Here is a 20,552-nt window from a genome sequence, read left to right as displayed (position 1 = left end):
GCTTATATTTACACTATGGAAAAAGAACTGGAAAATCTCTCAAAAGAAGACCTTCTCAAGGTTATTTCCAGTCAACAGAAAGAAATTACCGACCTTTCCAAAAGTTCCTCTGTAAAAGATGAAAAAATAGATTACCTGGAATCGCAACTTGCTATGTACAAGCGTATGCAGTTTGGACAGAAGCGTGAACGCTTTGAGGGCGATCCCGCCCAGACCATGCTTCCTTTTCATGCGGAGCCTGCGGAAGTAGAGCAGCAACAGCAAGAAGTTAAGCAAAAAATCGAATATATCTGCAAGCGACCCAACCATAAAGGGCGTGCTAAGTTACCAGCACACCTTCCTGTGGAAGAGATCGAGATCCATCCCGAGGGTGACTTATCCCAAATGATCTGCATCGGTAGGGAAATTACCGAAGAATTGGAATGCGAGCCTGCCAAGTTCTACATCAAACGTTACATCCGTTATAAATATGCTGCCAAAGATAAATCTGCCGTAGCCATTGCCGAACTTCCCGAGCGTGTAATCGATAAAGGAATACCGGGGGCAAGCCTACTTGCGATGATCCTGACCGGTAAATATCAGGATCATCTCCCGCTATACCGACAGAAACAGATCTTTGCAAGGGAAAACATTCAGATAGCCTCCTCAACCATCGAAGGATGGACCAGACAGGCACTAGAAAAACTGGAACCATTATATGAACAGCTCGTCTTCGACACCAAAGCACAGGGCTACTTGCAGGTCGATGAGACCCCAATAAAAGTACTGGACAGCGATAAAAAAGGAGCTGCCCATCAAGGCTATTATTGGGTATACCATGCCCCATTAGAGGGAACCGTATTATTTGATTATAGTCCCACCCGTGGGGGCATTGCCGCTGTGCCTATGCTGGGGAACTTTAAAGGTTATCTTCAGACAGATGGGTACACCGTATATGAAAAATACGGCAAAAAGAAAGAGGTTACACATCTGGCATGTTGGGCACACGCAAGGCGTGAGTTTGAGAAATCGCTGGATAACGATAAGCAAAGAGCGGAAATTGCATTGCTAATGATCCAAAAGCTTTATGCCCCGGAGCGGAAAGCTAAACAGGAGAATCTAAACGCAGAACAGATCAAAGAACTGCGATTGGTAGAATCCTTACCTGTTATCAACGAGCTGGGAAAATGGATCTTCCAGGAGATAAAAAACACACTTCCTAAAAGTCAGATCGGTAAAGCAATGGCTTATGCCTATGCCAGATGGGATGCACTATCTGCATACCTGTATGATGGAAATCTGCTTATTGATAATAATCTAGTCGAGAATGCCATTCGCCCGGTTGCGCTGGGCCGAAAGAACTATCTCTTTGCTGGAAGTCATGAGGCAGCACAGCGGGCGGCGATGATCTATTCATTTTTTGCTATCTGTAAAAAGCACCAGGTGAACCCTTTCCTTTGGTTAAAGCATACCCTAGAAAACATTATGTCCATAAACCATAAAAACCTAAAGGATCTTTATCCGCAGAATTTCAAAAAATCAGCTGGCCTGTAGTTCATAGGGCGGATACGCAGCACCCATTCTTTTTTATACCAGTATGACTTTCCAAATACAATCGGTTTATTTCGATGGATAATCGATAATAAATGTTGATTATTATCTGAATACTGATAGTCCAACAATGCGCTTCCAGCAATAAGATAGTTCCGGGAAACCCTTTTCAGACTCGGGAATAATTTGCCCAATTCCCGGAGCGCAGACAGCCCCGGATAATATCGCGTACCGTCCATCATCACAATTTCCTGATAAGGATCCTCATTTTTTTTATGATATCCATAGCAATAGGCCACATTATCCTCTTTAATAAAAATTTCTTTATCTCTGATTCTTAATCGATATACGCCAGAGGGCTTGGCAGTTTCAGTTATTTTCTTCTCAAGATTTTTCAGTATAAAATCCTTTTGTTCTTCCAGATTCTGTTGCAGTAAACTGTAGTCCATTTCCTTGTTTTCGAGCGCCTGCTGTATGAGAGCTTTTTCTTTTTTAAGCTGATAGCAATATTCGTGCAACCTCAGTCTTTCAGCCTCCGACCCCTCCAATTGACTGCCTAGTTGATCCTTTATCTGACTCAGATCAACACTATTTTTATCAGCAATAATGCGCTCCATTTTATACCGATCGATATCTTTGGTGCGCTGCTCCAATTGCGATCTGTCGCTTTCCACTTGTTGCAGGAGCTGGGCATTTTCGATAGTTGCTGTATTCAGCCTATCCTGTAGACGGCTGCTATTATCCAGTAAAATTCTGTTTGCAATCCAATAATTAAGTAAGCTGAGAAGACCAAGCATAAATATCATATCCCACTGAAAACGGTAGTCATCGACAATGGCAGACGAGTAAAAGAGAACAACTAGTCCAAAGGCAATAATTCCGACGGCTATAACTCCCCCGAAAACGTGTATCAATGTGGCTCTGCCACTTGACTTGCTCCATAGATCATTAACGTAAAGGATATATCCTATCGCAAATTCCAACGCAAGAATTAATGTACCGATAACTGCTGTATTTCTGATCACACGGAGCACATTTTGCTTCATAATATATGCAAATGAGATATCATCAAACGGAAATAGTGCGATAGCCAAAGAAGCAATTAACACTAAAGAAATCCACCAAAAAATCGGAAAAACATGCAAATACGACTTGATATTACGATTCATAATTCTGTAATGGGTTAATTTAAATATATAATACACCTGTTATATATTGACAAAGAAAATATTTATAAAATACAATATAACAATAAATAACTTATAGTACATATTAAATTCGATCACCGATCAAATCGTTTTGATTGTAAAAAAGGCTGTTTTGATTTATTAACGGGCTTATATCATCATTAAAATCAATTTCGGCTGTATATTGGCGAATAAATAATTTAAAACCAATATGGAACATTTACAATTTAATTTCGACAACTCCGGAGTACAAGACTGGAAAAATTATCTCTATTCGCAAACCAGAATCGTAATAGAAGAAGAAACAATGCGCATCGAAACCAATTTCATGGGCTGGGTATCCAAGCGTTTTTATTTAAATGAGAAGCAGTTGCAATATGCGATATCACTCGGCAAGCCGGCACATGATTATTTTGCTTCACAATTGGTAGACGCGATCGATCTACGGATCGATATCCAGCTAGATCGCGAAGACGAAAAAGAAGGTGGCGGCAATAGTAAAACCGGAAGTGCTGCACAAAGTTTTACCCCGGTGTCAGCATCATCCGATGAAAGTGTTCGCGTCTTAAAAATCAGGTTTAATTATAGCTGATCCCGCCGATGGAGAATTCAATTTATAATAAGCAATTGTACGCAATACTGGAAAAGGTTTCACCTGTAGAACCTGCCTTATGGGAGGAACTCAAGGCCATGGTTAAAGTCACCGCGGTCAAAAAGAGGCGTTATATCAGCGGAGAAGAATTTGATCTTCACATTGTCCTGTCAGGGATGATCATCCATCGGCTGGATGGTAATCACAGTGAAGGAGGACAAGTACAAGATTTTATCTCTTCGGGACAATGCTTCCATCACCTGGAAAAAAGAGAGCGCAGCAGTTTTGAAGCCGATGAGGATTCGGTAGTCGTACTGATAAGGAATAAGAAGGTGATGAAACTAATGGTCAAGTACCCAAAGTTTACTGCTCATTTACAGCATTTTTATGCTGAAGCACTATTGCGTCGCACATATCGTGGCACACTGATAGGCCTTATTGCACAGGATCGGAAAGCAAGATTCAAGAAAAATTATCCAGCGGCATATTTAAAATGCAGCATCAATGATAAAAGCTCATTTCTTGGTATGACCGCATCCTATTATAGTAAGATCGATATCTAACCAATTATTTTACCAGATCCATTTAGCCAGCCTTGCAAAAAGCTGGCTTTTTTCGTCCAATTTGTTTTGCAGCACACCTATCAAATCGTGAATATTACAATCAGAAAACACTAACATTTTATAGATAAACTGTTAATATTCAACACCAACTTCTTAAATATCTTGGATTCAAAACCATCGAATGCTATCTAAATTTACCTTAGTCAATAGATCTGAAAATAGCAGATGTCTCCTCTCCCATCTCGTGACCAGAAGATCGGTTGATACAAATAGATATAGATGAAATGATATGCTAGCGCTATTATTACATCTAGTCTGTCGTCAATAATAAAAATAGTCATGAAACAACAACAGACAAACGGCCAAGGACAAGGCAAGCGACATTCCTCGGAGAAACACCCGATCCACGCTATACCAAGCGATCCGAATCGGGACCATTCAGCAAAGCTGCAGGAGGTTGAGGCGCGCCATGCGGGGAATCAGCAGATTCTGCCGGGCGACTGCTGTGAAAGTTCGACTATTAGACGTTACAGACGCAAATTTGCCGTATTCCCGGGTGGCGGTGATCGGAAGAATGGTTTGGCAAATAAGGAGTCCCACCGCCAAAAACCAGAGAGTCCGCTATGGGCGGACTCGGGGCCAATGATGGTATTTGATTTTTTGACCAAGCAAAACACCATCGTTGTGATCAATTCATAAATCTAAGTTAGTTAATTAAAATTTTGCAAAATGGCATTATTTCAATTGAATGATCAAAGCTTACCAGCAGAGTCATCGAGCTATTCTATTCCAACTACAACACCTGTATGTAGTGGAAATGCCCGTATCTGCACCATCAATGCGACTGATGATGGTTCTGGACACCCAGAATTAGATCCAGCAATACTTGGTGAAATGGTAACTGCTTTAAACAACAGGGCTAATACGCCAAACGTAAAACTGAAGGCATAACCTCATTAATAGGTTAAGTCCAAAAGGCCGAAGTTACCCTTCGGCCTTTATCTTTATTTAGCCACAACGAATAGTGTCAGTATTTTCCTCTTTGCCACTTTTAGCCCATAACCATTGATTTTTAATATTTCTTTTAAACTTTCAAAATCTTGAACTGCTCCTCCTTTAATAAGCACATCCTTATCTTCAATTTTATCCAACACAATTGGCGGAAAATCAGGATTAAATATCTCAAGCATGTTTAACCATATCCCCAAAGCTATTTTCTTATTGCCGAGAACTGATTTTTTACTTACACTGTTTACAGACCAAACGTCAGCTATATGTTGATCCAAATTCGCCTCTATCCCCAGTCTGTTCGATAGATCTGTCAAAATTGATCTGTACAATAACTCTTGATTCATACCTTTGGCCCATGTAGATTCGTAGCAGATGCTATATTTTTGCAACCATATCGACATAGGCATCGTGTCTGGTTTATCATATCGTTCCAAATTAAGTACATGTAACACGATACGCTCCTTCTTCATCAATGGCAGTGGAACAATTTTATTAAACAAAAAATTCAATGCACCAATTATTGGCGCATTAGTAATCCTTACACGTACTTTATTGTCAATCGTATCTACCTTATAATGTGTCGTAGCTCCATTTTCAAAAGCACTAAGCTTGCTACTAAAAAACTGCTCGCCGCTCTTTTCTATCGTTTCGTCAACTTGAAAGAAATCATTTTTTATTGGCCAATTTGACACATCGTTCCCTGCGAGCACATGCCTCACATTCTCTTCTGTCAACATATCTCCCATTGTAATTGCAATCAATTTGCCTTTATATATCCATACAACATGCGATACAGACTGATAGGGGAAAATTTTACTCAGCACCGTATCTTCAACACCAATTGTTAGCTGATTTCCACGGACATATTCATTTTTACTAAAAAAGGATGCTGCACGCTCTTTTTTCTCCGACGTAATAGGAATAATCTTAACCTTCTCGCTAAATGCACTTTGTATCCTGTTATTTTTGGGCATAGCCTCTATACATGAGGTACAATATGTAGTAAGAAAATCTATAATCAGCAATCTATCGTCGTATTTTTTAAAATCAATAAGACTATCACCTAGCGCCTTCACTTTGAGATCAAGTTTAATTTCTGAGCCGATCTTAGTACCTGTTTGACATAAACCTATTTTAAGGTTCAGCCAAGAAATAATGAGAATTAAAATATATTTTTTCATTGATTTATGCGTTATGTTTTGAAATTGAATTCGTAACTATATATGATACTGGAGCTCCTTAGCGTGGATTTTGAATAATTTCGGGGGCATATTCCATTACTCCAGATGGTATTAAAAATGTAAATCTTGGATCTCCGGCATTTAAATAATAAGTTTCGCCGTTAATGATTCTCTTTAAGTTAATATTTCCACCGTAACTATTTAAACGACGAATATCAGACCATCTCAGATTACGCATAATCAAACTTTTACGCCTTTCTTCCAAAATTTTAGACAGAACAGACTCTTTCACATCAGATGAGAAGGGAACATATGTATTGGTTTTCCAACGTGTCTGCATCAGTGCATTAAATACGTTTAGTCCCTCTTGCAACTTATTTGTTCTGACGAGTGCCTCTGCATAATTCAAATACACCTCATCCAACCCAACCCCCGCAAAAGAAGCCGCATTTATATCCCCATCATACCTTCCTTTGAAAGCATAGGTCCCATTATTATTATTCTTAAAATAAATACCCTTGCGCAGATCATTTGGTAAATAAGATCTATAAAGCATACTATCTATCTTTGAGACACTCGGATTTAGACAAACGCTCGTCAATGTAGCCGCATGAAATAAAATCTCAGGATTAAAACGACCAAAAGGATTTGCTGCTGCTGCATTAACTGTGTTATAGTCGAGTAAGCCAACCCCTTGATTTAAAACTTCTTTTGAAGCTGATATTGCCAGCTCAAAATCTGAAATAACTAGGCCTATCCTACTCAATGTTGCCCAAGCCGCTAATTTAGTAGGGCGAGTCTTATAAATAGCATCAACAGGAAGCAATGACACAGCTTCTTTTAGATCTGCAACAATTTGTCTATAGGTTTTTAACAGATCTGAACGCACAGACACATAATCTATCGCTGAACTAAACCTTAGCACTAGTCCTAATGTCTGTTCCGCCGATTCGGGGCGATAAGTTGGCGCAAACACAGGTGCTAATTGAGATAGTGCATAAGCTCTAAAAAATAAAGCTTCGCCTTTCAGACGATCATATCGTGTCCTATCATCTTCTCTTTTCAGCTTATTGAGTATCTCTAGGACTTGGTTTGCAACCATAATAGCTTTGTATGAACTAGACCATTGATTTGTAGCAAAGTTTGTATTTGGATTCCATAGGTATGCATCTCTATCTACAATACTTGTTAATGCATTGTAGTTTATTTCTGCCAAATAATAATTATCCGAAGCAACCTCACCGCCCACAGGAAATCTTGAGTTCATCGTGCTCCTATCATCCATTAACGCATCACAGTCCTCAAAAGATTGCGGCACTGTCATTTTTTTATCTGGCTTTATATCGACATATTTCGTACACGATATGGCAAATATTGAAACTATAAAAGTTCCGATTATTGAAATTTTCATTTTTAGATTTTTAATATTCAACCCAATCATTATAGATCCATTTTAGCTCCGAAGGATACTGTAAGAGGCAAAGGCACTGCATCACGGTATTCTGGATCAATACCAAGCTTATTCGCCTTCCAAAGGATAACATTCATATTTTTTATAAAAGCATGAACAGATATATTCTTAATTTTATTCATCTTGCCTAGACGATAGGAAAGAGAAATATCCTGCAACCTTATATTATCACCTTTCACTACGCGTGCCTCTGATTTATTATAAAATTCATCCCGAAAACTATCAATTGGATATACAGATGAAGGAACATTTGTTGTCAGCTCATCGCCCGGATTTTTCCATCTATCGTCATAGTCCGCATACCCCAGTCTATACATAGCCATCATAGAATCTGAAAAACCCTGCCGCATAAAAAAGAATTTTAAACGAGCTTGAAGATTGAAAGAAACTGATAAATTGCCCACTGAGAATTCATTTTCCAACGAAGAATAGTAGATGGGTCTACCCGATCCTATATATTTTAGCTGATCTAACGGACCATATAATATTTTAGAATAATCTTTTGACACCTGCCCATCGAGGTAGCCCAAAGGATCACCATTTTCGGGATCGAGACCTGCAAATGGAAATACAAAAACTGCCCCCTCATCATATCCTTCTAATAAATATGAATTTACCGCACCTGATTGTGAAGCAACGCTACTGGCATAGGGCATCTTATACGGATAAGAGGAAACCATCGTACGATTACGACTCAAAAGAAATCGGCTATTCCAATTAAATAGACTACCAATGATATTTTTTGAATTTAATGTTAGCTCAAATCCCTTCGCTTTTAGCATACCTCCATTTTTACGTACTCCCTCAAAACCTGTCGTAGGGTCTATTTGAATCTGTGCGATGAGCTCTTTCGAGTTTTTATGATAGAAATCCAAAGATCCAGCAATACGGTCCTTCCACAAAGAAAAATCCAAAGCAAGATTTAATGTTTCTATTTTTTCCCAACCTAAAGACGGATTTGCGGGCGATGTTATCGAAGCATACGGCAACCCTGTGATATTATCAAAACCATTGTAGGATAGAAGTGGTAACCCGCTGAAGGAAGGATTTGCCCGTCCGACAAAACCATACGAAGCCCTCAATTTGAGAAGGCTAAACAGATCATTTTTTATAAATGATTCTTTGCTGGCCACCCATGATCCGCCCAACGACCAAAGCGGCTGCCATTTATTATTGGCACCAGCGCCAAATAGATTAGAGGCATCTTGTCTAAAGCTCCCGGAAAAGACATATTTATCCCTGTAGGTGTAATTTAGATTACCGTAGTATGAAATATATCGATTTACAAGATCTTCTAGATATACACCATCTGGGATTAAGCTTCCTCCAAAACCAAGATTGAGAACAGGATATTCTTTGGTGTAGTCTACCTGCTGATAATTGAGGTTATCTTTATTATATCCATAAAGGGTAGAAGAATTGGACGATTGTTGTCGCTGCCGAATTTCACCCCCTATAATAGCGTCGATCCGGTGTAAGCCATTTTTTGAAATGGTATTGTAATCAAACTGTACCCGAGCGGTCTGACTCTTGGTAGATTTGCTCACAAATTGTATCATATCACCGACTGGAATAGGCCGCTGAATAATGCCGTTATCATCCCATTTTGTGTAAAAATTAACTAAATGCCGAGCCCAAAATGAATTTTGGCCAGTCCAGTCGGTTATCGGCCCACTATTATCTTGAAAAATATAAGATGTATTCACTTTAAGCTCAGGAAATATCTTATAAGCCAAATTCAAATTGATCATAAAATCTTTTGGATCAGTGATCTGGTAGTTCTGATCGACTTCTGCGAGTGGATTAAAATCCCAGTTCAATAATTTACCGTTACCAGCAGTATCTCTATATACACTTCTTATTGGTACGATATCTACAGCAATCGGGTTACCATTGTCGTCTACTAATTTGAGGTAAGGCCATTCATACCCTACAGCATTTGTACCTCGATAGGATATCACTTGATTATTTGAAAAGTCTCTGGCATGCACTTTGGAAAAAGTAACATCTGCATTCAACTCCATATTTTTTGTTGGAATCACCTTGACTGAAGACTTTACCGTCATTCTATTATTAGAAGATGTAATCACAGAATTCTTGCTATCATCCAAGCCCAAAGACAATCTATATGCTGTAGTTCGATTACCCCCTGCTAAACTTAATGCATATTGCTGTTGAAACGCTGGCCTATACACATATTTATAATAGTCATCTCTTGTGTCATACTGACGATATTGATTAATCTTTGTCATTACCTCCTGCTCTGTAATGGAGCCCCCTCTCATTTGTCCCAATAACTCTACGACCGGGCTTAATGTGCTATAACTATATGTATCTGACAATCCGTAGTCGAAATATCCCTTATTAAAAAGATCAATTTCGTAGTCAATAAAACTATTACTATTTAAATAAGGAAGTTTGTAAATATTAGGTCTTTTGGATATTGTTTGGTTTGTGGTAAATGACAAATTGAATGGCGCATTATAATTGCCTTTCTTGGTTGTCAACACAATTACTCCACCGCCACCATATGTGCCCCAAATAGAGGCGGCAACAGCGTCTTTCAAGATAGATACAGATTCAATATCATTTGGATTAATATCTCTTAAATCGCCGTCAAATACGGCGTTGTCCAGTATAATTGTTCTGGTAGCTGCACCAGAGATAGCAGATCGTCCGCGAATATCAAAGTTATACTGCGGAATTCCTGCATACTGCATTCTGTCTTGATATAAATAGTCTTTGTCAATACGTAAGCTCACGCTGACATTTTCAAGACGGTCCATAATAGTAGCACCAATCCTTTTGTTTAGCTGGCTATTATTTATCAATTCAAAGCTTCCGGCGGCCCTCTCCTTCGGGATCTTTTGGTACCCAGTAGAGACCACCTCCACCTCTTCCAACTGATTCTCCAATGGTATCAATTTGACATTCAATGATACTCCGGCTGTATATGAAATTTCTAAACGCTTGTATCCCACGTGGGAGAACGAAATTATACCTTTAGGATTGGAAACGGACAGGATAAAAGATCCATCTTTATTAGAAGAGGTCCTACCCTTTTCGCCTTCGGCTCGGATGGATACCCCCTGGACCGGCTTCCCGTCGACAGACGATACGACTGTACCGCTGATGGAAAACGACCCTTCCGCCCCGCTGTCCTTGCGGGGCGTCTGAGCCGATAAACTAAACATATGAAACAAACAAACCAGAATAAGCAGGGCTTGTTTGTTCTTCAATGCCTTTGAAAGACAAATAATAACATTGAAAACTAAAAAGTGTAGATTCAGCGCTAACTGTATCATTCCCTTTCCGCTCCTTGGCATCGGCACAGGAGTACATACCGACATCATCTGCCTCAAGCTATATACTATACAATCGAAGGGATACTTTTTATCCCATGCAAATTGAACTTTTTTTGAATTATTTTTTCCAGCACCATTTATGGATGCCAGATGTGCCACCTTATCCAATAAGGCAGACACCAGATTTGATCTGTTTGTCATCTGCTTATTGTTTAAAATTGCTTATTCACACGGTCAAAGAATTCATGAATCCTTTTTCTGATCATAAAATCAGTATCTATTGTATCTGAGGAGTCGGCAAATAGCAACTTTAGATCATCGATTTTGATCTTTCGGTAATGCACCATAAAGTAAGCGATCATTAAGCGAAGTAACACGATAAAAAATTCGTATTTCTTATTTTGGTCGTTGACATCTATATAGTCACTCTTCATAACAAAACTTTCATACACTTCTTTGATATGCTCATGGCATTCATAAATAGAATAATGGGTCCAAAAGTCCCTGATCGTTTTCAATGGATCATATCCATCAAGATATATATCATAAAATGCTAGCTCAAATGGCAGCAGATCTAAATGTTTTTGGTTCATTTTATAGGTTAAATCAAGATGACTTTAGCCCTACTCTTTTATTTTGAAAAGAGCGTAGCTTTCCCCTTTTGCGATTTTTTCGCAAAAAAAAGGATTGTCATTGGCAGAATATTTTACATACTGCCCATACAACAATTAAAAAATTAACGAATCCGCAAAGCGCCAAAAAGCTGGTTACAAGTCATCAATAGGGGTCGTTATGGCGCTTCCTCCCGGAAAGAAATAAAAACCCGATCTTATTAGTATAGAATAACATTACAAAATTATAGTTTTTAATTTTGTTGTTTAAGAATAAAATGCTACATTTAAGGTGTTCAATGTCTCGTAAGAGCAAAATTATTAATTACACAAAATCAAAGGGTGTAGTGTATCGAATACAAATCGGGAAAACCTAGTCTAAGGGCTTTGCTAGTTAATACTTATTCGGCACCAACTATTATGCGGATGCCGCTATCCCCTATTCTGGTTTTATATTTTTAACCGATTATTCTGGCCCTGGAATAATCTTACTTATTAGAATTGAATAGGAAAACCGAATGCTAACCTCCTTGAGGTGGGCACGGTGTTTTTGGCGGTCTTTGAATCGTTTTGTCATAATCATTGGGTTATACAACGATGTTAACTCTCAAAGCTTGAAACACCCTTTAAATATCAAAAGGGAGAGTTCTAAAGCTTTCAATCAATGGCACCGCCAGGAGCCTCTTCTTCTCATACGCGATGAGTTGAATTTTCCATCGAAAGACTTACATAGAGCTCACCCTTCTGAAGAATATATATCAAAGATATAAATAATTCAGAGATGGGCGAACTCCGTGTCTACTCGCTGGATTAAAACTGGCGGTTTCTTGAGCTGAGTGACATCGTTTAGATCGAGTAAATGTCTCAATCTATTAGTCGCTTATATTTCTAAAACAAAGATACAAAAAGAATCTTATTAAATGCAAAATTAACATTAATTAATTACAAAATATCATCAAAAAAAATATGAGTAACGAGAAGAGATCTGAAAGGATAAAATCTCCTGATTATAGAGTTTTTATTGGTAAGAATTTAAGGAGCCATAGAATAGACCATGGATATACCCTTAAAGACATAAAGGAAATGACAGGTATTCCTATAAATACTTTGATAGATATTGAAAAGGGAGAAGTAACAAATATCGATTACTATGTGGAATACGCCAAATCGGTTAATTATCCCCTGGCGAATTTAAAACAAGCCAATATCATTTTAGAGCCTCTAAATAAACTTTCAAATGAAAGTCTTAAAAGAATTAAGCTTACTAAGGAAATTCGCAAACATATAATTCTAACCGAATATATTTCAGACGGCTTAACCACAAATGATATTATCGAGGAATTAGTAAGAAAAAAGGTTATCAAAAAAGGGGAAGTTACTTCAACTGAGGTTTCAGGTGTCATGAGAAACTTAGCAGCAGATAATATTGTAGAGGTCGAAAGCAAAACCGGCAATAAAAACACTTACATATTGAAAAAATAGGGAGTTCGAAATAACAAAATTAAATTATGGCAACGAGACCTATCATTTTCGGAGAGATTCAGGATATACCAGAAGGGCATTGGTTTGAGGGCAGAAAAGAAATGATGCCTTCAAGTTTTCATCGAAATTGGGGAGCAGGAATCGATGGGAATGGCACTACTGGTACATCAGCAATTGTCTTGTCTGGTGGATATGAAGATGATGAAGACAATGGAGAAGAAATCATCTATACCGGTGCAGGTGGAAATGATCCTAATACCGGAAAGCAAATCGAAGATCAATCATGGAGTAACCGAGGCAATGCTGGTCTACGAAAGAGTCAGGATGAAGGTCTTCCTGTCCGCGTTATTCGAGGACATACGCACAAGTCACCTTATTCCCCTGAGAAAGGATATACATATGGAGGCTTGTATAGTGTTGTAGATTCATGGGAAGAAATCGGCAAAAGTGGATTTAAAATATGTCGATTTAAGCTTCTTTATATGGGAAACAATTTGCTCAAAAGAACACCCGAGCAAATTGAACTTAAGATCACTAACAAAGCCGCTGAAAGAAAGACAGGCGCAGTGTTAAGAGTTATCAGAGATACAAAAGTGGCGCACGATATTAAAAAACTTTATGATTTTAAATGTCAAGTTTGCCAATTTGCTTTGCCAACCAAATCAGGTCATTATGCTGAGGGTGCACATATTAAACCTCTTGGAACTCCGCATAATGGGCATGATAGCTCAGACAATCTTCTATGTCTTTGTCCTAATCACCATGTTATGTTTGATCGTGGTAGCTTCTCCATCAAAGATGACTTAGAATTGATTGGCGAAGTTACTGGTAAGTTGTTCTTACATCCGTCACACAAATTAAATAACAAGAATCTTAAATATCATAGAGAATCACATGGCTATCATTAAAGTAGTTTGCGGAATTATATTCAAAGATGATCTCGTTCTGATTTGTCGACGGAAACCAGAAAAATCTTTAGGTGGCTATTGGGAGTTTCCGGGCGGAAAGGTTGAGGAAGCAGAGTCTTACGAAGAATCTTTACTTCGTGAACTGATTGAAGAACTCAACTTGAAGGTCGAAATTAAACAGCATTTTTTCGATACTGTACATCATTACGATAAAGGCGCTATAGAATTGATTTCTTTCATATGTGAAACTGAAAATATTCCATCTGAATCTACTGACCATGATCAACTTGAATGGGTAAAGGTCAGCGATCTAATAAACTGGAAACTCGCTCCTGCGGATGTTCCGATTGCGAAAGAATTAATTGAAAAATTTGAAGGCTAGAAATAGTAAAGAGTTTTAGAAATAATCCCAGATACTAGGCATAAGAACGCACAAAATGATATTTAAAGATTTTTCAGAAAATGAACTTTGCTTGTTCATGAATGGCAAACTTATATATAAGCGTTGGTTAGATAGTGGTGACTCAAAGGTCTTCGATGTGATGGCATATGACAAATACACCCTTGCAAGTGTAAAAGAGCTTATAAATGAAAATGGATTGTTTATAGTCAAGGCAAGGATAAAGTTAACACCTACTGAAAACGGCGGCCGAAAAACAGGTATCATCTCAGGTTATCGACCCAATCACGTGTTTGAATATACAGCTGAGGGAAAGTTATTGCGGACTTATATAGGTGATATAAATTTTGAAGGTGAGAAATTAATGCCTGGTGAAGAAAGGATTGCTACTGTTCGCTTTCTCCTTGTAAAAGAGCTAGAGCAATATTTGACAAAAGGCCGAAAATGGTGGCTACATGAAGGTCCCAACGTTATTGGCGAAGCGGAAGTGTTATAAAAGTAATTATGGATAAGAAACTAGGACTTAAAGTAAAAGTCAATGGAAATCCAGTCACAAATGCTGGGTTTGACAAGGATGACTATGTATTAGTTGGGAATGTAACCTTTGTGGAACGAAATAACGGAAGTAAGGAGTTCACACTTAATGTAAGCGGAATGGATAATGAACAGGACGACAACGTTTATTGGTACGGAACCGAACTTAAAGAAGGTGATACAGTTACATTTGAGGTGATTGAGCCCCCTTTTGATGATCCCCAAACTAGAACCAAAAGTGATATAGACCAGGAGGCCAGAATAAAAAGTAAACTGGAACACTATCACCTTTTAAAAGAAAAACTTAAAGACCACATCAAATAAGTTTATGGACAATATAGGTATCAATATTAAAATAAATGGGGAACAGATTACAAGGGCAGGATTTAACGAATCCCACTATGTATTGCATGCGATGGCTGCTTTCGCTCGTAGACGAGGCAGCAATGATGCATTTGGTTTCCATGTAGGCGGTCTAGATTCGGATGCAGACAGTCATGTTGATTGGCTAAAAACAACACTTAATCTCGGAGACATAATCACTTTAGAAATTGTAAAAGGTCCATTCGATCCCTCGAAACCTCGCTTACCTCAAGTTATTTCGGAAGAAGATCAGCTAAAGTATGAGTTAGAATTATTCTATCGACTGAAAGAAGAATTGAAAGACCATATTGAGGGTTAGGCTTACAAAATCGATAAACTTTTAAAGCATTTAACCCAATGGCTACAACATTTCAGATAAACGATCCCAGCCTTGAATCGCAATGGCGAGCCATTATTTTGTTTGGCAAAAACTCAGCTACCTATAAGTTTGCTTTCGCCAAGGCTATGATCGAGCTATTGCCATCTGGCAAATCGTCGTTGTCTTTAGAAGATTTAGCAGCGCCCTTCTCGAGGAATGTTGTTGAGCATCTTCGGAAGAGTGATAAGCAAGGAAACTCAACATCAAGCAAATTTTTAAACACCTGCCGTGATTTTGTGGCTGCTAGGATTTCTGAGGATCAGTTGATCCAATCGACGGTCAAACTCGGTTTTGTCAACGTAGTGGACGCATTTCAAAATGTAAATGGAGACATTATCAAAGATCCATTTTATCAAAAAAGCTATGGAGATGGCAAGAAAGAAATCATTCTTACGGACAGCATCTTCAAGCTGAAAGAGACCCTTCAATTCATTAATTTAGAACAAGAAGTTGACGCCAGATGGAACCTGGTTGAAACAGCCTGGAACCTCCAAATAAACCCTAACCTATTAGAAGTCAAACACGATTCTCTAAAACAGGAATTATTCATCGATTCATTCATGCGAAGGATTAATATTACTTCGGTAAGAGATGCTTTAAATGGTTACCAAAAAGGGAAATGTTTCTATTCCTATCGAGATATTTTTGTAAACAAAGGATCAGATAATATTTGTGAAGTGGATCACTTCCTCCCCCATCTCAACAAGCGAGCACATACAGCAGAGGAAGTAAATATTAACGGCGTTTGGAACCTCGTATTGGCAGATCCAAAGATCAATAGCGATAAAAGTACAAGGGTGCCGCATCGCCGTTACCTAGAACGACTATATAACCGGAACGAGTTTTATATTGAAAGTAAGCATCCATTAGCGGAAACAATCATCAATCAAACGGGAAAAACAAAAGAAAAAAGACGTATCTTTCTGCAAGCGCAATACAATCTGGCGCTCTCCAACTCGATTCATGAATGGCAGCCACGGATTGAATTGCTAGGAAATTTTTAGAAAAATAAAACGCCATGAGATCCTTTTTATTAATTGTAATCGCCATCATTGCTAATTTTACGCATAGTTATGCTCAGAAAGATCCGGAGCTAAAAAACGCACTGGCAAAGATGACGACTGCATCAACCGCACACGACGCTCAGGCTACTGTAAACCTCACTTCACCGCGATTGGTCAAACAAATGGGTGGCAGAGAAGCCGCTTTGGATCTTATCAGTGGTGCGTTAGCACAATTGCAAACACAAGAGATTAAAATAGACTCGGTTATCAATTACGTTGATCTAGATATTTATACGCTAGATAATATCGAGTATTCTTTCTTTCCTCAATTAATCGTTATGAGTATACCCGACTCGACCAAAAAAATGATAGCATATGCGACTTTAATGGCGATCAAGGAGCCAAAGTCTAAAAACTGGACTTTCCTGGATTATGGGAACCTGAATGATGATCAAATAAAAATCCTCTTACCCGAATTTGTTGATAAAGTTGATTTTCCAAGAAGTGATATCAAGCCTATGATGGTTCCAAAGGAAGAAATTGCTTCGAATATAGAATTGTTGATGAATATAATTGACGAATCATTAAAAAAGGCAGGATTAGTTGGTACAAAATAATACTAGAATTATTATTGATCAACCATCTACTCTATTTGATAACAGAAAGACCCCTAGAGAAATTTAGCCATGAGCAGTATAAAAAACTTTTTAGAACTACCAACCGACAAACAAATCGGAGAAACACAACATTTCTTCTTGATCCGAGATGGCTTTCCAGTTAGCCCTGGTCATACATTAATTATTAGCAAAGCACTTCGTACTGATTATTTTGAGCTCACTCCCGATGAAAAAGCTGACTTAGATAATGCGATCGGCCTAGCCCGATCCTTGGTAGAATCTGAGTTCGCACCAGATGGCTACAACATCGGCATGAACTGTGGTGAATCTGCTGGCCAAACGGTCTTCCATTTTCATTGCCACTTGATCCCACGTTATATTGGCGACATGGAAAATCCGAGAGGTGGTGTGCGGCATGTGATACCGAGTAAGGGAAGTTATTAGATGAGGTGGTCATATGTTTTTAAGCATTTTATGTTCTATTCCAGCTTTGTATTCTCCTTTTTAGTATCGTACATGTTTGTTAAAAGATATATCGATTCAAAGTGAATTAATTTCAATTTAGAATTGGTTAGAAGTATCGGAATCGGTTTGACAATCTTTGTAAATGATCCCTGTATCCCAAATTATATTCAAATATAAATTGAAATATATTTCAAGATTTGTGTTCTTTGATGTATCTTCACCTTTTATATAGCGATCGTATTTATTAAGTAATTAATGGAACACTACATTAAACAAATTAAGCTAACAAAGCTCTGGGGCAAACATGACGTTGTTTGGAATTTAAACAAAGACATAAATATTCTCTCTGGTATCAATGGAAGTGGAAAGTCAACGATTATAAATTGTATTGCCTCTTATTTTAATAATGATAAATCTCATTTCCTATCTAATCATATTCAGTCTATAGATATTTATACTAACCAGGATAGTCATTTTTATTACACTAAAATTGATCATAATTCAGACTTAAATTCAAATGAATCTCTTAAAAAAGCAGATTTTTATGAATTTATTTCTCAATTTCTAAAAAATGAGGATAGTCGAGAGAAACTTTATAAAAAGATAATCACTATTACTACAAGTAATTGGGATGAAGAACTTTTTAATAATTTTAGGAAAAATATAGAAATAGACATTATTAATACATTCGACTCCCATACAGTTTTTGAGGACGAAATATTTGATGACAATGTAAAATCCGAACTAGATAGAGAACTATATTTTTTACAAAAAAAATATATAAATTATCAACTTGATATATCAAAAAAAGCGTTCACCTATCTTACTGAAAAGAAAAGGAGGACTAAGAATCACTTCGAGAAATTGGACTTATTTAAGACTTATATAAATAAACTTTTCTTACCCACAAAAAAACAGCTCAATAACGAGGATAATCAAATTTCGTTTAAACTAATTGATGAAGAGAAAATTTTGTCTATTTATGAACTTTCATCAGGTGAAAAACAGCTGCTACTAATATTAATTACGTTCTTAATTCAGGATACGAAAAATTCTCTTGTATTTTTGGATGAGCCGGAAATTTCCTTACATTTCGATTGGCAGCGACAGTTAATACAAATAATTAGAGAACTTAATCCTAATGCACAATTAATTATTTCAACTCATTCTCCAGCAATGATAATGGATGGCTGGATGAATAAAGTAGTTAACATTGAAGATCTTTTATCTTAGCTTTAAAAATGTCCTCACTAATCGAAAATTTAACTTCTAATTTTATTTCAGCTATAAATTCTTTAAAACCATCTAATAGTAAAAAGATGATTAAAGTCTATGTAGAGTCTGATCCCGATATAACTCATTGGAATCAGGTATTTTGTAGGTTTAATTTAATGAATGTAGAATTTGATTTTAGCTTACCTAATAAAGATCATTATGAAAAAGGAAAGCAGAATATTTTCAAAAATTTCAAAGATAATCTTGGCGAAAACTTAATAATCTGTGTAGATAGCGATTATGATTTTTTAATACCTGATTTGAATGAGAACTCTTCAATCATAAATAATTCTGATTTTGTTTTTCAGACTTATTCTTATTCGATAGAAAACCTATACTGTTATCATGAAAGCCTATTGAATTTTTGCGTGGGTTGCCTAAATAAAGCTGATATTAAAATTGATCTTGCGAAATTATTAATTAGATACTCCAATATTATATATGATTTACTAGTGTGGAATATATATTTATATTCTATTAAACAGCATGAAGACTTTAGTATTGAGAACTTCGTTGAAATTTGTAAAATTTTAACCGTAGACGATTTTGAGAATAATTACGATGCGTCATTTGAATGTTTAAACACAAGAGTACGCCTAAAGCTTAATCAGCTGGAACAAGCATTTCCCCACTTGCAAGACAAAATTGAAGATTATAAGAGTAGGTTACAGAAAAAAGGAATAGAAAGTGACAATTGCTATATCTATGCTAATGGTCACCTTATTTTAAGTAATGTAGTTTTAATGTTTTTGAGATCTATCGTAAGTAATGAAAAAAGAATAAAATTATTTGAAATAGAGCAGAAATGTTTACATGAGACTCACAAAAAAGAAGAAGCCCGAAAATATAAAAGCGGTATTATCGAAAACAAGAGCATCGAAGGACATATATATAGAAACTTTCAATTTTATAATTCACATACATATAAGCTGACAGAAAAAAAAATACAAGATTTTATAAAAAAATACAATTTAAATTGAAGAATAAAATAAGAAATTTTTCCTCCAATTTAAATCTGTTGTTCTGGCCTTCTAAATTTCAAACAAATGAAATTTTCTAGTATCAAAATAAATCAGCTATTAGTTGCTATAGAGAAAATTGATTGAAATGGATCAAGATAATTATAACCTGTAAATCTGGATTCACCAAAATATATATTTTTGGCATAGTGTAATAAATGGATTGCTATGACAATACGGAAAATCATTCATCTTATATGGTTTGTTCTAATTTATTAAAGTGATATTTAAAGAATTCTCAAATTTAAGTGCATGCCAAAGCTGTAAATATTTGCAAATGAATATAAAATGGCGATATTTATGACATACGAACAATTTTGTGCTTTATAGTTGTTCGTATGTCATATAATTAACTTAAGAATGAAGTTTAAAAACCGTACTGTATCCCAGTTGTCAGAAATCATTTGTGGAAACCAACCGTTATCTGGTAATTTTTTTCCATATAGGAGTAGTAGTATTATCAGTCAATTTTTTCATGACGCAGAAACTGATTATACCCATGACGGATCAACAAGATCTCATTGGGTAGCAAATACGCTTACGGAAATTTTGACTTTGCCATCTTCTTACCATGGCTTTCCTTCTGATACATTCTTAGAAGTTATAAAGGTATTAATGGACCCAGCTGAAGCAACAAATGAAGATCCAGACCTAT

General features: G+C 36.9%; 21 protein-coding genes. 16 read left to right on the top strand and 5 right to left on the bottom strand.

Annotation, left to right across the window (positions count from 1 at the left end):
- Positions 1–15 precede the first annotated feature (15 nt).
- Positions 16–1,533 carry an IS66 family transposase gene (tnpC, locus tag DCO56_RS09550; protein ID WP_108633506.1) on the top strand — a complete coding sequence of 506 codons (1,518 nt, stop codon included), beginning with the start codon at positions 16–18 and terminating at the stop codon, positions 1,531–1,533.
- Here tnpC and DCO56_RS09545 read toward each other — a convergent pair.
- Positions 1,497–2,699, bottom strand: coding sequence for a hypothetical protein (locus DCO56_RS09545; RefSeq protein ID WP_108633505.1), 1,203 nt, complete (start codon positions 2,697–2,699; stop codon positions 1,497–1,499). The two genes, tnpC and DCO56_RS09545, sit on opposite strands and share 37 nt — an antisense overlap.
- Before the next feature lie 229 nt (positions 2,700–2,928).
- Here DCO56_RS09545 and DCO56_RS09540 point away from each other — a divergent pair, with 229 nt between their 5' ends.
- The 4 genes from DCO56_RS09540 to DCO56_RS09525 all read left to right on the top strand — a co-directional run bounded on the left by DCO56_RS09540 (position 2,929) and on the right by DCO56_RS09525 (position 4,823).
- Entirely contained in the window at positions 2,929–3,309 is a 381-nt protein-coding gene (locus DCO56_RS09540; RefSeq protein ID WP_108633504.1) for a hypothetical protein, read from the top strand.
- 8 nt (positions 3,310–3,317) lie between these two features.
- Complete coding sequence (locus DCO56_RS09535; protein ID WP_108633503.1) at positions 3,318–3,872, top strand: cyclic nucleotide-binding domain-containing protein; 555 nt, start codon at positions 3,318–3,320, stop codon at positions 3,870–3,872.
- A gap of 339 nt (positions 3,873–4,211) precedes the next feature.
- Positions 4,212–4,571 (top strand): hypothetical protein, encoded by a 360-nt coding sequence (locus DCO56_RS09530; RefSeq protein ID WP_108633502.1) that lies wholly within the window; start codon positions 4,212–4,214, stop codon positions 4,569–4,571.
- A 30-nt stretch (positions 4,572–4,601) separates the two neighbouring features.
- Entirely contained in the window at positions 4,602–4,823 is a 222-nt protein-coding gene (locus DCO56_RS09525; protein WP_108633501.1) for a hypothetical protein, read from the top strand.
- A gap of 53 nt (positions 4,824–4,876) precedes the next feature.
- Here the strand turns inward: DCO56_RS09525 and DCO56_RS09520 are convergent, their stop codons facing one another.
- The 4 genes from DCO56_RS09520 to DCO56_RS09505 are packed head-to-tail and all read right to left on the bottom strand — an operon-like array spanning position 4,877 to position 11,433.
- Complete coding sequence (locus DCO56_RS09520) at positions 4,877–6,064, bottom strand: TlpA family protein disulfide reductase (RefSeq protein WP_108633500.1); 1,188 nt, start codon at positions 6,062–6,064, stop codon at positions 4,877–4,879.
- 58 nt (positions 6,065–6,122) lie between these two features.
- Entirely contained in the window at positions 6,123–7,475 is a 1,353-nt protein-coding gene (locus DCO56_RS09515) for a RagB/SusD family nutrient uptake outer membrane protein (protein ID WP_181390505.1), read from the bottom strand.
- 29 nt (positions 7,476–7,504) lie between these two features.
- Positions 7,505–11,041 (bottom strand): SusC/RagA family TonB-linked outer membrane protein, encoded by a 3,537-nt coding sequence (locus DCO56_RS09510; RefSeq protein ID WP_108633498.1) that lies wholly within the window; start codon positions 11,039–11,041, stop codon positions 7,505–7,507.
- A gap of 11 nt (positions 11,042–11,052) precedes the next feature.
- A complete protein-coding gene (locus DCO56_RS09505) occupies positions 11,053–11,433 on the bottom strand; it encodes a hypothetical protein (protein WP_108633497.1) in 381 nt (126 codons plus the stop codon).
- Between the two features lie 984 nt (positions 11,434–12,417).
- Between DCO56_RS09505 and DCO56_RS09500 the strand changes: the two genes are divergently transcribed.
- The 11 genes from DCO56_RS09500 to DCO56_RS09450 all read left to right on the top strand — a co-directional run bounded on the left by DCO56_RS09500 (position 12,418) and on the right by DCO56_RS09450 (position 19,858).
- Complete coding sequence (locus tag DCO56_RS09500; protein WP_108633496.1) at positions 12,418–12,933, top strand: helix-turn-helix domain-containing protein; 516 nt, start codon at positions 12,418–12,420, stop codon at positions 12,931–12,933.
- 26 nt (positions 12,934–12,959) lie between these two features.
- Positions 12,960–13,841, top strand: a complete 882-nt coding sequence (locus tag DCO56_RS09495; protein ID WP_108633495.1) for a YDG/SRA domain-containing protein — start codon at positions 12,960–12,962, stop codon at positions 13,839–13,841.
- Positions 13,828–14,223 (top strand): (deoxy)nucleoside triphosphate pyrophosphohydrolase, encoded by a 396-nt coding sequence (locus DCO56_RS09490; RefSeq protein ID WP_108633494.1) that lies wholly within the window; start codon positions 13,828–13,830, stop codon positions 14,221–14,223. Before DCO56_RS09495 ends, DCO56_RS09490 begins: the two co-directional genes overlap by 14 nt.
- 55 nt (positions 14,224–14,278) lie before the next feature.
- Complete coding sequence (locus tag DCO56_RS09485; protein WP_108633493.1) at positions 14,279–14,737, top strand: hypothetical protein; 459 nt, start codon at positions 14,279–14,281, stop codon at positions 14,735–14,737.
- Positions 14,738–14,745: 8 nt separating this feature from the next.
- Entirely contained in the window at positions 14,746–15,099 is a 354-nt protein-coding gene (locus DCO56_RS09480; RefSeq protein WP_108633492.1) for a hypothetical protein, read from the top strand.
- A 4-nt stretch (positions 15,100–15,103) separates the two neighbouring features.
- Positions 15,104–15,457, top strand: a complete 354-nt coding sequence (locus tag DCO56_RS09475) for a hypothetical protein (RefSeq protein WP_108633491.1) — start codon at positions 15,104–15,106, stop codon at positions 15,455–15,457.
- Positions 15,458–15,495: 38 nt separating this feature from the next.
- Positions 15,496–16,521 carry an HNH endonuclease family protein gene (locus DCO56_RS09470; RefSeq protein ID WP_108633490.1) on the top strand — a complete coding sequence of 342 codons (1,026 nt, stop codon included), beginning with the start codon at positions 15,496–15,498 and terminating at the stop codon, positions 16,519–16,521.
- 14 nt (positions 16,522–16,535) lie between these two features.
- A complete protein-coding gene (locus DCO56_RS09465; RefSeq protein WP_108633489.1) occupies positions 16,536–17,138 on the top strand; it encodes a hypothetical protein in 603 nt (200 codons plus the stop codon).
- Between the two features lie 69 nt (positions 17,139–17,207).
- A complete protein-coding gene (locus DCO56_RS09460) occupies positions 17,208–17,582 on the top strand; it encodes an HIT family protein (protein ID WP_181390504.1) in 375 nt (124 codons plus the stop codon).
- 276 nt (positions 17,583–17,858) lie between these two features.
- Entirely contained in the window at positions 17,859–18,836 is a 978-nt protein-coding gene (locus DCO56_RS09455) for an AAA family ATPase (RefSeq protein ID WP_108633488.1), read from the top strand.
- Between the two features lie 8 nt (positions 18,837–18,844).
- On the top strand, positions 18,845–19,858 hold the full coding sequence (locus tag DCO56_RS09450) for a DUF4435 domain-containing protein (protein WP_108633487.1): 1,014 nt from the start codon (positions 18,845–18,847) through the stop codon (positions 19,856–19,858).
- Positions 19,859–20,552 lie beyond the last annotated feature (694 nt).

The sequence above is a fragment of the Sphingobacterium athyrii genome (genome assembly GCF_003071065.1).
Taxonomy (GTDB): Bacteria; Bacteroidota; Bacteroidia; order Sphingobacteriales; family Sphingobacteriaceae; genus Sphingobacterium; species Sphingobacterium athyrii.
The sequence above is the reverse complement of the archived record's forward strand: the minus strand, read 5'-3'. Positions and strand labels throughout refer to the sequence as shown.

Excerpts from the sequence above, each read along its gene's own strand:
- DCO56_RS09465 (WP_108633489.1), top strand. The coding sequence starts at position 16,536 with ATGAGATCCTTTTTATTAATTGTAATCGCCATCATTGCTAATTTTACG.
- DCO56_RS09490 (WP_108633494.1), top strand. The coding sequence starts at position 13,828 with ATGGCTATCATTAAAGTAGTTTGCGGAATTATATTCAAAGATGATCTC.
- DCO56_RS09525 (WP_108633501.1), top strand. The coding sequence starts at position 4,602 with ATGGCATTATTTCAATTGAATGATCAAAGCTTACCAGCAGAGTCATCG.
- DCO56_RS09475 (WP_108633491.1), top strand. The coding sequence starts at position 15,104 with ATGGACAATATAGGTATCAATATTAAAATAAATGGGGAACAGATTACA.
- DCO56_RS09485 (WP_108633493.1), top strand. The coding sequence starts at position 14,279 with ATGATATTTAAAGATTTTTCAGAAAATGAACTTTGCTTGTTCATGAAT.
- DCO56_RS09530 (WP_108633502.1), top strand. The coding sequence starts at position 4,212 with ATGAAACAACAACAGACAAACGGCCAAGGACAAGGCAAGCGACATTCC.
- DCO56_RS09450 (WP_108633487.1), top strand. The coding sequence starts at position 18,845 with ATGTCCTCACTAATCGAAAATTTAACTTCTAATTTTATTTCAGCTATA.
- DCO56_RS09520 (WP_108633500.1), bottom strand. The coding sequence starts at position 6,064 with ATGAAAAAATATATTTTAATTCTCATTATTTCTTGGCTGAACCTTAAA.
- tnpC (WP_108633506.1), top strand. The coding sequence starts at position 16 with ATGGAAAAAGAACTGGAAAATCTCTCAAAAGAAGACCTTCTCAAGGTT.
- DCO56_RS09545 (WP_108633505.1), bottom strand. The coding sequence starts at position 2,699 with ATGAATCGTAATATCAAGTCGTATTTGCATGTTTTTCCGATTTTTTGG.
- DCO56_RS09460 (WP_181390504.1), top strand. The coding sequence starts at position 17,208 with ATGAGCAGTATAAAAAACTTTTTAGAACTACCAACCGACAAACAAATC.
- DCO56_RS09480 (WP_108633492.1), top strand. The coding sequence starts at position 14,746 with ATGGATAAGAAACTAGGACTTAAAGTAAAAGTCAATGGAAATCCAGTC.
- DCO56_RS09470 (WP_108633490.1), top strand. The coding sequence starts at position 15,496 with ATGGCTACAACATTTCAGATAAACGATCCCAGCCTTGAATCGCAATGG.
- DCO56_RS09500 (WP_108633496.1), top strand. The coding sequence starts at position 12,418 with ATGAGTAACGAGAAGAGATCTGAAAGGATAAAATCTCCTGATTATAGA.
- DCO56_RS09515 (WP_181390505.1), bottom strand. The coding sequence starts at position 7,475 with ATGAAAATTTCAATAATCGGAACTTTTATAGTTTCAATATTTGCCATA.
- DCO56_RS09455 (WP_108633488.1), top strand. The coding sequence starts at position 17,859 with ATGGAACACTACATTAAACAAATTAAGCTAACAAAGCTCTGGGGCAAA.
- DCO56_RS09535 (WP_108633503.1), top strand. The coding sequence starts at position 3,318 with ATGGAGAATTCAATTTATAATAAGCAATTGTACGCAATACTGGAAAAG.
- DCO56_RS09540 (WP_108633504.1), top strand. The coding sequence starts at position 2,929 with ATGGAACATTTACAATTTAATTTCGACAACTCCGGAGTACAAGACTGG.
- DCO56_RS09495 (WP_108633495.1), top strand. The coding sequence starts at position 12,960 with ATGGCAACGAGACCTATCATTTTCGGAGAGATTCAGGATATACCAGAA.
- DCO56_RS09510 (WP_108633498.1), bottom strand. The coding sequence starts at position 11,041 with ATGACAAACAGATCAAATCTGGTGTCTGCCTTATTGGATAAGGTGGCA.
- DCO56_RS09505 (WP_108633497.1), bottom strand. The coding sequence starts at position 11,433 with ATGAACCAAAAACATTTAGATCTGCTGCCATTTGAGCTAGCATTTTAT.